The organism is Megamonas sp. (assembly GCF_986095205.1).
In genome coordinates, this window is record NZ_CFQVBI010000066.1 from 47,125 (window position 1) to 60,535 (window position 13,411).

Genomic DNA, 13,411 nt, shown 5'->3' on the forward strand with positions numbered 1-13,411 from the left:
AGGAATTTATAATGTCCAAAGTAATTGGTATTGACTTAGGTACTACTAACTCTGTAGTCGCTGTTATGGAAGGTGGCGAATCTACAGTTATTACAAACCCAGAAGGTAGCAGACTTACTCCTTCAGTTGTAGGTTTCACAAAAGATGGTGAACGTCTTGTAGGTCAACTTGCAAAACGTCAAGCCGTTTCCAATCCAGATAGAACAATCGCTTCAATCAAACGTCATATGGGCGAAGTTAATTATAAAGTAAATATTGATGGTAAATCTTATACTCCACCAGAAATTTCTGCTATGATTCTTCAAAAATTAAAAGCTGATGCAGAAAAATATCTTGGCGAAAAAGTAACTCAAGCAGTTATCACTGTTCCTGCTTACTTCAACGATAGCCAACGTCAAGCAACTAAAGATGCTGGTAAAATCGCAGGTCTTGATGTTCTTCGTATCGTAAACGAACCAACTGCTGCTGCTCTTGCTTATGGTCTTGATAAAGGTGAAGATGGTACAATCTTAGTATTCGACTTAGGTGGCGGTACATTCGATGTATCTATCCTTGAACTTGGTGATGGTGTATTTGAAGTAAAATCCACTAATGGTAATACTCATTTAGGTGGCGATGACTTTGACCATGCAGTAATGAATTGGATGGTAGAAGAATTCAAAAAATCCAACGGCATTGACTTATCTCAAGATAAAATGAGTGCTCAGCGTCTTATCGAAGCTGCTGAAAAAGCAAAAATCGAACTTTCCAGCATGACTTCTACAAATATCAACTTACCATTCATCACTGCTGATGCAACAGGTCCAAAACACTTAGATTTAACTCTTACTCGTGCAAAATTTGATGAATTAACAGCAGATCTTGTTGAAGCTACAATCGAACCAACTCGTAAAGCTATGGCTGATGCTGGTTTATCCGTTTCTGAAATCGACAAAATCATCTTAGTTGGTGGTTCTAGCCGTATCCCTGCTGTTCAAGAAGCTATTAGAAAATATCTTGGTAAAGAACCAAATCATGGTGTAAACCCTGATGAATGCGTTGCAGTAGGTGCAGCTATTCAAGCTGGTATCTTAGCTGGTGAAGTTAAAGACGTATTACTTCTTGATGTAACTCCACTTTCCTTAGGTATTGAAACATTAGGTGGTATTTGCACAAGAATTATTGAAAGAAATACTACTATCCCTACTTCTAAGAGCCAAGTATTCTCTACAGCGGCTGATAATCAGCCTGCAGTTAGCATTCATGTTCTTCAAGGTGAACGTGAAATGGCAGCAGACAACAAAACTCTCGGTCGTTTTGATTTAACAGATATTCCACCAGCTCCAAGAGGAGTTCCTCAGATCGAAGTTAAATTCGATATCGATGCTAACGGTATCGTTCATGTATCTGCAAAAGACCTCGGTACTGGTAAAGAACAAAATATCACTATTCAATCTGATAGCGGTATGAGTAAAGAAGATATCGACCGTATGGTTAAAGAAGCTCAAGCTCATGAAGCTGAAGATAAAAAACGTAAAGAAGAAGTAGAAACTAGAAATAATGCTGATTCTTTAGTATTCCAAGCTGAAAAAGTAATCAAAGATTTAGGCGATAAAGCTGATGCTAATACTGTAGCTAAAGTAAAAGATGGTATTGAAGGCGTTAAAAATGCTCTCAAAGGTACAGATATCGAAGCAATCAAAAAAGCTATGGAAGAATTACAAAAACCTCTTTATGAATTAAGCGCAGCTGCATATCAGCAGGCTCAGCAAGCTCAACAGCAAGCTGGCGGAGCAGGTGCTAATGCACAGCAACAGACTCAGACAAAAGATGATGACAATGTTGTTGACGCTGATTTTAAAGATGTAACTGATAAATAATTTAAGTTTAATTAATATAAGAAATTCGATGCACATAACTCCAGTTAATCCTTAGCTGGAGTTATGTCAATTAAGCATAAAATCTTTATTTAGGTTTAGGTGGTGCAAAGTGAGTACAAAACGCGATTATTATGAAGTCTTAGGCGTAAGTAAAAATGCTACAGAAGCAGAAATAAAAAAAGCCTACAAAAAAATGGCTCGAAAATATCACCCTGACCTCAATCGTGATAATCCTAAAGAAGCCGAAGAAAAATTCAAAGAAGTAAATGAAGCTTATGAGGTTTTATCCAATCCACAGAAAAAAGCTCAATATGATCAATTTGGTCATGCAGCTTTTGATGGTACTGGTGGAGCTGGCGGTGGCTTTGGCGGGTTCGGCGGTTTTGGTCAAGGTGGCTTTGGTGGAGAAGGTTTTGGCGATATCTTTGACATGTTCTTTGGCAATGGTGGTGGCGGCTCTGCTCGTCGTCGTGGCCCAGAACGTGGTTCTGATTTACGCTATAATTTATCTATTTCCTTTGAAGAAGCTGCATTTGGTAAAACAGTAGAACTCAATATTCCTCGTACAGAAAAATGTTCTAGTTGTAATGGTACAGGTGCTGCTGCTGGTACCCATCCTGAAACTTGCCCTGATTGCCATGGTACAGGTCAAGTACAATTCACTCAAAATACACCATTTGGTCGCATGGTAAATCAGCGTACTTGTTCCCGTTGCAGTGGTACAGGTGAAATCGTTAAAACACCATGTAAAGATTGTAATGGTAAAGGTGTTAAATCTGTTCGCTCTAAAGTTGAAGTTAAAATCCCTGCTGGCGTAGATACTGGAAATCGTATCCGCGTAGCTGGTGAAGGTGAAGCAGGTGTTCGTGGTGGATCTACTGGTGATTTATATGTATATATCACAGTAAAAGACCATAAATTCTTCAAACGTGAAGGCACTGAAATCATCTGCGAAGTTCCTATCACTTTTGTACAAGCTTCCTTAGGCGATACTATAGAAGTACCAACTCTTGATGGTAAAGTAGAAATGAAAATACCAGCTGGTATTCAGTCTGGTACAATAATGCGCTTAAAAGGAAAAGGTATTCCATTCCTTCGCGGTTCTGGTCGTGGCGATCAACATGTTCGCATTAAAGTTTTAACTCCACAAAAACTTACTGACAGACAAAAAGAACTTCTTCGTGAATTTGCTGGTATTAAAAATGATAAAGCAAATCCAGAACAAGAAAGCTTCTTTAAGACTTTAAAAAATCTCTTTAAATAAAAAAATGACTCCTAGTAATTATAACTAGGAGTCATTTTTTATTATTTATTTTTATCTATAAATTCTAAAGCCATTTCCGCATTTGACCTTGCTAAACTACGCAATTTAGCCATTCGTTTCAAATTCTGATTGCGATATATTTCTTTATTATTCCATTTAGCATTAATTTCTTGCATCAAAGCTTCCACTGTTACATTCTCTAAATCGCCTACAACATCTTCATCAATGGATTTTAAAAATCTATCAATTTTAGGATCATATGATATACCTATCATTGGCGTGCCCATCACACCTGCAAAAATCAATGCATGAAGGCGAATGCCAATCATTAAATCCATGTTTCCTACTAATGACATTAATTCCCTTGTTGTAAAATCTTCTTTCAAGATACATGCCGGCTGTTTCATTTTAGCTACAATTTTTTTAGCAGCCTTTACATCTTCTGGATATTGCATTGGCATAAAAACAATCTGAGCATTTAATTTCGTTACTGCTTCATCAGCCACTTCTGCTAAGACGTCTTTATAATGTTGCCATTCACGCCATTCACGCACAGATATACCAATTATCGGCTTAGTGAGTGAAATATGTGATTTCTTAAAAATCTCTCGCCCACTTTTTTTATCTACTGCATTTATTGCTAACACTGGATCTGCTGTAGCTTTTATCGGTGGTTTTACAATCTTAAGCATATCCAATTCTTTTAATGAATCTTTATCGCGAACTGTAATCAACGCACTATGATTGCCAAACCATCTCATCAAGCGTCTTGCGAATTTACCATAAATAGGGCCAATACCTTGAGCATATAACATTATCGGTGTATGAACTAATTTAGCTAAAAATAATACACCCATATAATAATATAAGCTTCGACCGCTAGTTACATTTTGTAATAAGCTACCACCACCACTTATAAGTAAATCCGCCTTTTTCAACACTTTCAAAATATCTACTACATTTAACCAATTAACTGCATCAACACTATGGCGTTTTCTTGTATATTCTGGGTCTGATGAAATAACTGTAATATGAAGTTTTGGATTAAGCTCTGAGAATACTTCTAACATTGCAGATAGCATCGCTTCATCGCCTGCATTTTTAGAACCATAATACCCAGAAATTACAATATTATTCATTCAAAGACTTACTCCTATCTGTTGAAGATGCAATATATTGCCATAAATACAATGCACCCATGACAACACAGCCTATGACAGCACCCCATAAAGCACCATCAAAACCTCTCATTAATGACATAAATACCGGCGTACGCATATGTGCAAAAGTTTCTACCATAGAACCTTGTCCAATAGTCGCTACTATAGATAAAATAAAGAAGATAGCTGCTGGCCACTTACGATACCATGCCATGATCATTATTATAAACGCTGGATGACCAATAAAAATTTCTTTTGAACGAGGTCTTGCATAAAACGCTTGTTCTAAGAAAGCTCTTATTTTCAATTCTATGCCAGGAACAGGAACGCCAGCTGTATGACCGGAACGACCGATAAAGATAACAGCTACAATCATAGCTATCAAAAATCCTACTAAAGCTTTTACAGATACAGTCATATTCAATATACGTTTAGCCTGTTCTTTAAAAGCTGGTGGTGTTAATAAATTATCACCGAATATATCAAAACGTTGCATAAAGGCTATAGCCACTAAAATAATTGGCAATACAAATGTTAACTTGATACCACGGAAAATACTCATTTCCAAGAAGAATTCTACATCAGATAAAATACCAGATAAGAACATTGCCCCCATCATAGAAACAACACTTGCACAGACAATAGCCTTCACTGCTTTTAATAATAATGGACCAAATTTTAATTTACCAATTAGACGATTTCTACGAATTACATCTAATTGACTTATCATACCAATAGCAGGGAAAACATTTGCCGCAGCTAAAGCAGCCATTATACGAATTGTAGAGCCTTTTCCTATCAATACTGGAACAGCTGTTATTACAAAGCAAATTGCTAATAAAATATACTGTTTTTTATTTGACAAGCTTGGGTAAACCAAAGAAATATACAATACACAAGCACTACAAATACCTAAAAGCATTATAACTTGCAAAATTCTATTGCCAAAAAATGGCTCAAAATGACTAGCAGGTCCAATATTAAAACCTTTAGATTCAAGTTTTGCTTTTGTATCTGAAATATATTTCATATTTGTAGCTAATAGAGACATATCACCTTCAGGTTTTTCATAAATACGCATTAAATCTATACGTATATTACGTTCTTCATCAGTATTTGCCCAACGCTCAACAGCTACATCCATTTTCAATTTTGGCTGTTCATCTTTTGGTATAGTATATAATCTAGCGACTTTATAATCTAAACCTCTAGCAATATCATATAGACCATCTTGTGGATAAAATTGCAATTGTGTAACATGTTCAATCATACCAAGAGTGATATCTCTTTCTTTCATCAACTCAATAGTACGCTCAGTATTATGCAAACCACCTAATGTTTCAGAACCAGAAAATACTATTTCTGATATTTTGAAATCCTTTAAACGGTCAAAAACTGCATTGATATCATCATCTGTTACATTTTTATAATTACTAGGTCTAGCCAACACATAAAAACCTGCATCATTAACAGCCTTCATTTCATCAGTTGGCATACCTAAATTCATTTTTAATAACTCTGTATAATTAGCTTTTACTGCTAATATTTCTTGATTTCCTAAATCTAGAACATTTACTCTCTCTTTGCCTAAGCGTCTAAATAAATCTTCTTTTACTTCTGTATATGTTTGCTTATCATGTCCTACAACATATACTTCGTCAGCTTTTATAGTACCTTGCTGAACTAAAGTACGCCATGCAGGATCACTTAAAGTTCCACTATAATAATTTTCTAGTACAGAACTGCCTGCAATAGCCATAGCTTTGCCATTTTTATTCAATTTTTCAAATGTAGTTTCATATACAGCAAGTGAAGAGATACCTGCCTGTTTTGCTTGAGATAATACTTCCTCTACTGGCATTCCTTCTAATTGAGCTAATTTAACCATATCTTCATAATCAATGGCTAAATCCACTGTCATATTTGCTTTTTCTACACTATTACGTTGAATATTTACACCAATAGCAGCTATTAGGCCAATTATTATACAAACAATCAACAAACGATTATATTTAAACTTTGTCAATCTCTATTCCACCTTACTTATTACTTATTGATACTTGCTTCAATAAGTACTTGACCATTTTGCTGTTCTACTCTAGTAAATTTTGCACCTTCTAATGGTAATTTATCTGTTGAAACTAAGAATATATCTTTAGTGAAACTTATACCAATTTTACCAAACAATCTATTTTCTGTATTAGCATCTGTAATGCGGAAAAGTAAATTTTTTCCTTCCACTACAATAATACCTTTTACATTGATAGTTGCTTCTTGCCCTAAGAAAGAAATTTTTCCTGTAGCTTCAACATTATCAGGTGTAATTTTTACTGCTATATCAGAAATTTTATCTACTTCTTTTGCTAATAATTGGGCTAAATTATTTTCATCAATTAGACCTGTTATTGTCAAATTATCAGCTGAATTTATCACCAATCTACGAGCTAATAATAAATCTTGTACGCTAATCTCTATATTTTCGCCCTTTAAAGATAACTCATTTAAATTTACTTTATCTAATTTTATATTTGTAGCTTCAATATCTATATTATCTACTTGACCAAATAGCATCATAAAGCTAGGTGATGTTTCTATATTGGCACTAACAGAATCAGTTTGCAAACTTCTTTCTATGCGTCCAGATATTTGATTACTTATATATGTTGGTAATATATAAGTTGCACCTGCCAATGCTATTACAACTACAAGGATTAAACCTATTAATAATTTTCGCAAATTCAAGATACCTCGTATTTTAAATTATATGATTAGCTTTTGCATGTAAATAAGATTCAATAAATTTATTGATATCTCCGTCCATTACGCCTTGTGTATCACTTGTTTCTGTATTCGTTCTATGGTCTTTTACTAAATTATATGGGTGGAATACATAAGAGCGAATCTGGCTACCCCATTCAATTTTTTGCTGGTCACCTTCAAGTGCTGCAAGTTCTTTTTCTTTCTTTTCCATTTCAAGTTCAAAGAGTCTAGCACGAAGTAAACGCAAACATTGTTCACGGTTTTGCAACTGAGAACGTTCACTTTGACATTGTGCTACAACACCTGTTGGAATATGTGTCATACGTACAGCAGAGTCAGTTTTATTGATATGCTGTCCACCTGCACCACTTGCACGATAAGTATCTACACGTACATCAGCCATATTGATATCCACTTCTACATCATCATCAATTTCTGGCATAACATCACAAGCAGAGAAAGATGTATGTCTACGAGAGTTTGCATCAAATGGAGAAATTCTAACTAAACGATGAACACCTTTTTCTGATTTTAAATAGCCATAAGCATTATGACCTTTAATCAATAAAGTAACAGATTTTACCCCAGCTTCATCACCTGGCAATAAATCTGCTGTTTCTACGCTAAAGCCATTGCGTTCTGCCCAACGTCCATACATGCGTAATAACATCTGTGTCCAGTCTTGTGCTTCTGTTCCGCCAGCACCTGCATGTAGCGTCAAAATTGCATTATTAGCATCATATTTCCCTGATAATAACAATTCTAATTCTAACTGTTCTATAGCTTCATTGATTTCTTTTATCTCTGCTTCTACATCATTGCAAACAGTTTCATCTTTATCTTCCATGCCCATTTCCCATAAAATCTGCATTTCTTCAAATTTATGGAGAATGTTTTTGTATTTGTCTACACCTGCTTTGACACCATTTAATTCTTGAGTGATTTTTTGGGCTTGGTCTGGATCGTCCCAAAAAGTAGGTTCACCCATTTTATATTCTAGCTCAGCAATTTTTTCTTCTTTGCGAGCGATGTCAAAGTGAATCCCCCATTTCAGTGAGCTTTTTTTCTATCGCTACAATCGTAGTGTGTAAATCTTCTAGCATCATTTCACTTCCTTTTTTATTTTTAACTAAAATAAATAAAATTATTTATAGGCAAAAGCTCTATTAAATTGAATAAAAATAGAGCTTTTCCTTATCATTATATATTAATTATTTATTTTTGCCACAACAGTTTTTATATTTTTTACCGCTACCACAAGGACAAAGGTCATTTCTACCTATATTATTGCTTTTTGCCTGTGGAGATTTAGAAATACTTTCACCATGATTTACAGTTGCATTTTTCAAACGGTCTTCTGGCTGTGGTTGTTCACGAACAACATTTACACGATACATCAATTTTGCAATATCTTCTTGAATATTATCAATCATTGCTTGGAACATATCATGACCTTCAATTTTATATTCAACTAATGGATTTCTTTGACCATAAGCACGCAAGCTAATACCTTCACGAAGCATATCCATATGATCTAAATGTTCCATCCATTTATTATCTACAACTTTAAGCATAATGATGCGTTCTAAATCACGCATTACTTCACTGCCGAATAATTTTTCACGATTATCATAATTATCTTTAGCTACTTTATATAAAGTTTCTTTTAATTCATCACGACTCATCGCTTCTAATTGTTCTTTTACTAGAGTTCCTTTTGGTGCATAAATATCTTCTGCTTCTTGGATTAAACCATCTAATGTCCATTCTTCTGGATAAAGTTTTTCATTAGCATATCTATCCATCTGACTGTCAATTATACGTTTAACCATTTCAATGATATTTTCATAGAGATTTTCACCAAGTAAAATCTTACGACGTTGGTCATAAATAACTTCACGCTGTTGATTCATGACATCATCATATTCAATGACATGTTTACGAATATCGAAGTTACGTGCTTCAACTTTTTTCTGTGCCTGTTCAATGGAACGAGTAACTAATTTATGTTCAATTGGATCATCTTCACCCATGCCAAGTTTTTCCATGATATTGGCGATATTATCAGAACCAAATAGACGCATTAAATCATCTTCTAAGGATAAGAAGAAACGTGATGCACCTGGGTCACCTTGACGACCAGCACGACCACGTAACTGATTATCAATACGACGAGATTCATGACGTTCTGTACCAATTACATAAAGACCGCCAACTTCTGCTACGCCTTCACCTAAGCTAATATCTGTACCACGACCAGCCATATTAGTAGCAATAGTTACAGCACCTTTTTGACCTGCATCTTTAATGATTTCAGCTTCCATTTCATGATATTTAGCATTTAATACTTTATGGTCTATACCTTGTCTTTTCAATTGTGCACTTACTTCTTCAGATTGAACGATAGAAGTTGTACCTACTAAGACTGGCTGACCTTTAGCATGACATTCTTTTATTGTATTGATTACTGCTTTCATTTTAGCTTTTTTAGTTTTATAAATAACATCAGGATAATCAATACGTTTAATAGGTTTATTTGTAGGTACTACAATTACTGGTAATTTATAAATCTTTAAGAATTCATTTTCCTCTGTTTTTGCTGTACCTGTCATACCAGCTAATTTTTCATACATACGGAAATAATTCTGGAAAGTAATTGTTGCTAAAGTTTGAGATTCACGCTGAATTTTTACACCTTCTTTAGCTTCAATAGCTTGATGTAAACCTTCAGAATAACGTCTACCAAACATCAAACGACCTGTAAATTCATCGACAATGACGATTTCACCATCACGAACAACATAATCGCGGTCGCGTTTCATCATTGCTTTGGCACGAAGTGCTTGTGTAAAGCAATGAGACATTTCTATATTAGCACTATCATATAAGTTTTTAATATTTAATGCTTTTTCTACTTTTGCTACAGCAGAATCATTAGGAGAAACTGTCTTTTCTTTTTCATTTAAAACATAATCTTCTCCTTCTTTTAAATTTGCTACAGCTTTTGCCATGATAGCATACATATCAGTAGATTTTGCACCAGGACCAGAAATAATAAGTGGTGTTCTAGCTTCATCAATTAAAATACTATCCACTTCATCGATGATAGCATAATTTAATTCACGTTGTACCATCTGTTCTTTAGATACAACCATATTATCTCTTAAATAGTCAAAACCAAATTCATTATTTGTACCGAAAGTAATATCGCAATTATAAGCAAATTTACGAGAAGGGAAATCCATATCATGAGTGATTAAACCAACTGTTAATCCTAAAGAACGATATAATCTACCCATCCATTCGCTATCACGTTTTGCCAAGTAATCATTAACTGTAATCATATGCACGCCTTTACCAGTTAATGCATTTAAATATACAGCTAATGTAGCTACTAATGTTTTACCTTCACCTGTACGCATTTCAGCGATTTTACCTTCATGTAGGCAAATACCACCAATCATCTGTACATCAAAATGACGCATACCAAGCACACGTCTAGAAGCTTCACGAACAGTTGCGAAAGCTTCTGGCAAAATACTATCTAAAGATTCACCATTTGCTATACGGTCTTTAAAATCACTTGTTTTTCCATATAATGAGCCATCGCTCAGCTGTTTCATTTGCGGTTCTAAAGCGTTTATTTTTTCTACAATACCGCGCATACGGCGAATTTCACTTTCATTATTATCGCCTAAAAATCTTTTAATAAAGCCGAACAAAAATCTCAACCCCTAACAAAATCATATTTTAATGTAGTATAACTAAAACATCTAAATCTATTTATCCTAAAAAATCTAAGATAATTTACTATCTACAAACTAAAATATTATAGATGTAAAAATTATATACAAATAAAACTACATCAAATTTTATCAAACAATGCTTAATAAGTCAAAGATAGTCATTATTTTATTTACTTATTTATATAAAAAAATCGAGCTAATTAACTTAGCCCGATTTTATCTCAATGTATTATTGTCTACCTAAAATATATTATACACCAGACTCAATTAAACCATATTTACCATCTTTACGTTTGTAAACAACGTTAACATCTTCAGTTTTATCATCACGATATACGAAGAAATCATGGTTTAATAAATTCATCTGCATAATAGCTTCTTGAACATCCATAGGTTTTACCACAAAACGTTTTGTTTTAATAACAACTGCTTCATCTTCTTCAACAGGTTTTGCAGTTGGAGTCATCATTTCAGTTCTGATACTACCTTCACGGAAACGTTTTTCCAATTTAGTTTTATATTTACGAATCTGACGTTCAATTTTTTCGATAACTAAATCAATAGATGTATACATATCCATTGTTGCTTCCTGTCCACGTAATAAAATTCCCTGAACAGGTACAGTAACTTCTACAATATGACGGTCTTTTGATACTGTAAGAAGGACGGTAATTTCTCCAACATTATCGAAGTATTTTGTTACTTTTCCTACTTTCTTTTCTACATAATCGCGAAGTGCTGGAGTGACTTCAATGTTTTTGCCTCTAATAGTGAATGTTGCCATATGCATTCATCCCCTTTTCTGTATCTTTGATTATATATATTCTACAACTACTATTTCTATTCCTTCTATTTTTTATAAAAATTTTAAAAAATTTTTACAAATTTTATGCATTACTGATTTATACTAATTAATTATCTATATATCTCAGTATTTTCGCCTAATAATTTAATAATCTTCCATTATCATTCCATTCTCCATACATAATGCCTTTCTTTGTATTTTCAATTAATTTTTCTAATCTTTTTTGAAATAATTGAGGATTTTTCTTTTTTATTTGAATAGTATCTATGCGTACACGTTGATATAATGATGGAAACTTATGGAAATTTGCCCAAACCATCTCATCTTTTTTCAATGCTTCTAATATATCTATATCTATATTAAATCCCTTTTCCGACATATCTGGTAATACTTTTTTACCTGCTTGTGTCATTTTTCCTAACTTTTCCATTCTTCGACAACGTTCTTTATTCAATTCCGACCAGATAGAGCCTTTTTTTCGTGGAGATAATCTTTGTATTGTTATTCCATTATCAAGTTTTTTTACCGTACTATCTATCCAACCAAAGCACAAAGCTTCCTCCACAGCATCTATATACCAAAATGTATCATCATTTTGTGGCTTACCTCGTTTTACTATCACCCAACATTCTTTTTGTGTTTCATAATTATTTTCTAGCCATAGTCTTAATTCTTCTCTATTTTTAGCCTTTAATATATTTATAGGTTTTACTTCTTTCATCTTGTAAATACTCCATTTTGATTATTTTCAATAAATTTTATTATACATCACTAGATAATAATTTATACGTAATTTTATTCTGTTCAAATTAACTAAAAAGCTTTATAATATGCTATAGAATAGGAGAGATAAAAATATGTTAGATACTGATTTATGTTGGTGTGGCAGTAATAAAGCATATAAAGACTGCCATAAACAATTTGACGAACACTTAAATTCCATTAAATTAAAGGCATTCAAAGGTCAAAAAAGACCACCTCGCAATATTATAAAAAATGAAAAAGATATTGAAGGTATTCGCAAAAGTGGCATTATAAATAATGGGGCTCTTGATTTAATAGCTTCTAAAATTTGTGCTGGTATGGATACAGAAACTATCAATTTATTAGCACATAATTATATCGTTGAACATGGCGGTATTCCTGCTTGCTTAAATTATGAAGGCTATCCAAAAAGTATCTGCGTATCTATTAATAATGTAGTTTGTCATGGTATTCCTAGTCGTGATATCGTTTTAAAAGATGGCGATATTGTAAATGTAGATGTAACTACTATTCTTGATGGATATTATGCTGATGCTTCTCGTATGTTTATGATAGGTAATGTTTCTGATAAAGCAAGAAAGTTAGTAGAAGTTACTAAAGAATGTATGGAAATCGGTATTAAAGCTATTAAACCATGGGGCTTTGTTGGTGATATCGGAGCTGTTGTTGAACATCATGCACATAAACACGGTTATTCTGTAGTTGAAGATTTAGGTGGTCATGGTGTTGGTAAAAAGTTCCATGAGGAACCATTCGTAGCTCATTTTGGTAAAAAAAATACAGGTATGCTTCTCGTTCCTGGCATGGTTTTAACTGTTGAACCAATGATTAATATGGGTGCTCGCCATGTAGTCTTAGACCCAGTAGATGAATGGACAATCTATACAAAAGATGGCTCTTTATCTGCACAATGGGAAAAAACTGTATTAATCACTGAAACTGGTACAGAAATACTTGCTGATTAATACTCAAATTATTAAACTAAAAATGCTTCCTGCTACAAATACAGGAAGCATTTTGTAATATTGCTTAAATTTTATTAAAGGGGTTTT

Annotated in this window: 10 protein-coding genes; 3 read left to right on the forward strand and 7 right to left on the reverse strand. The window is 33.6% G+C overall.

Annotated elements, in window-relative coordinates:
• Window positions 1-11: 11 nt before the first annotated feature.
• Together dnaK and dnaJ are read left to right on the forward strand one after the other, a co-directional pair.
• Window positions 12-1,859, forward strand: a complete 1,848-nt coding sequence (dnaK, locus tag AC5LAX_RS09575; RefSeq protein WP_288908954.1) for a molecular chaperone DnaK — start codon at window positions 12-14, stop codon at window positions 1,857-1,859.
• Between the two features lie 109 nt (window positions 1,860-1,968).
• The gene (gene dnaJ, locus AC5LAX_RS09580) at window positions 1,969-3,123 is read left to right on the forward strand and encodes a molecular chaperone DnaJ (protein ID WP_288908956.1); all 1,155 of its coding nucleotides are present in this window, start codon (window positions 1,969-1,971) and stop codon (window positions 3,121-3,123) included.
• A 41-nt stretch (window positions 3,124-3,164) separates the two neighbouring features.
• Here the strand turns inward: dnaJ and csaB are convergent, their stop codons facing one another.
• The 7 genes from csaB to AC5LAX_RS09615 form a co-directional block, all read right to left on the reverse strand.
• Complete coding sequence (gene csaB, locus AC5LAX_RS09585; protein WP_115151282.1) at window positions 3,165-4,262, reverse strand: polysaccharide pyruvyl transferase CsaB; 1,098 nt, start codon at window positions 4,260-4,262, stop codon at window positions 3,165-3,167.
• A complete protein-coding gene (locus AC5LAX_RS09590) occupies window positions 4,255-6,309 on the reverse strand; it encodes a DUF5693 family protein (protein WP_288908957.1) in 2,055 nt (684 codons plus the stop codon). Before AC5LAX_RS09590 ends, csaB begins: the two co-directional genes overlap by 8 nt.
• Before the next feature lie 20 nt (window positions 6,310-6,329).
• A complete protein-coding gene (locus tag AC5LAX_RS09595) occupies window positions 6,330-7,019 on the reverse strand; it encodes an LmeA family phospholipid-binding protein (RefSeq protein ID WP_193525821.1) in 690 nt (229 codons plus the stop codon).
• A gap of 19 nt (window positions 7,020-7,038) precedes the next feature.
• Window positions 7,039-8,146, reverse strand: a protein-coding gene (prfB, locus tag AC5LAX_RS09600) for a peptide chain release factor 2 (protein ID WP_193525820.1) whose coding sequence is annotated in 2 segments (ribosomal slippage) — window positions 7,039-8,076 and window positions 8,078-8,146 — 1,107 coding nt in all. Because the reading frame shifts where the segments join, the coding sequence is not laid out codon by codon here.
• 108 nt (window positions 8,147-8,254) lie between these two features.
• The gene (secA, locus tag AC5LAX_RS09605) at window positions 8,255-10,765 is read right to left on the reverse strand and encodes a preprotein translocase subunit SecA (RefSeq protein WP_008538299.1); all 2,511 of its coding nucleotides are present in this window, start codon (window positions 10,763-10,765) and stop codon (window positions 8,255-8,257) included.
• Between the two features lie 274 nt (window positions 10,766-11,039).
• On the reverse strand, window positions 11,040-11,573 hold the full coding sequence (hpf, locus tag AC5LAX_RS09610) for a ribosome hibernation-promoting factor, HPF/YfiA family (protein WP_266286576.1): 534 nt from the start codon (window positions 11,571-11,573) through the stop codon (window positions 11,040-11,042).
• Window positions 11,574-11,730: 157 nt separating this feature from the next.
• Window positions 11,731-12,315: a YdeI/OmpD-associated family protein gene (locus AC5LAX_RS09615; protein ID WP_270521303.1), complete on the reverse strand. Its 585-nt coding sequence runs from the start codon at window positions 12,313-12,315 to the stop codon at window positions 11,731-11,733.
• 136 nt (window positions 12,316-12,451) lie between these two features.
• On the opposite strand from AC5LAX_RS09615, the gene AC5LAX_RS09620 reads away from it, so the two are divergent.
• Window positions 12,452-13,324 (forward strand): methionyl aminopeptidase, encoded by an 873-nt coding sequence (locus AC5LAX_RS09620; protein WP_008538304.1) that lies wholly within the window; start codon window positions 12,452-12,454, stop codon window positions 13,322-13,324.
• Window positions 13,325-13,411: the final 87 nt, after the last annotated feature.

Excerpts from the sequence above, each read along its gene's own strand:
- dnaK (WP_288908954.1), top strand. The coding sequence starts at position 12 with ATGTCCAAAGTAATTGGTATTGACTTAGGTACTACTAACTCTGTAGTC.
- csaB (WP_115151282.1), bottom strand. The coding sequence starts at position 4,262 with ATGAATAATATTGTAATTTCTGGGTATTATGGTTCTAAAAATGCAGGC.
- hpf (WP_266286576.1), bottom strand. The coding sequence starts at position 11,573 with ATGGCAACATTCACTATTAGAGGCAAAAACATTGAAGTCACTCCAGCA.
- AC5LAX_RS09615 (WP_270521303.1), bottom strand. The coding sequence starts at position 12,315 with ATGAAAGAAGTAAAACCTATAAATATATTAAAGGCTAAAAATAGAGAA.
- AC5LAX_RS09620 (WP_008538304.1), top strand. The coding sequence starts at position 12,452 with ATGTTAGATACTGATTTATGTTGGTGTGGCAGTAATAAAGCATATAAA.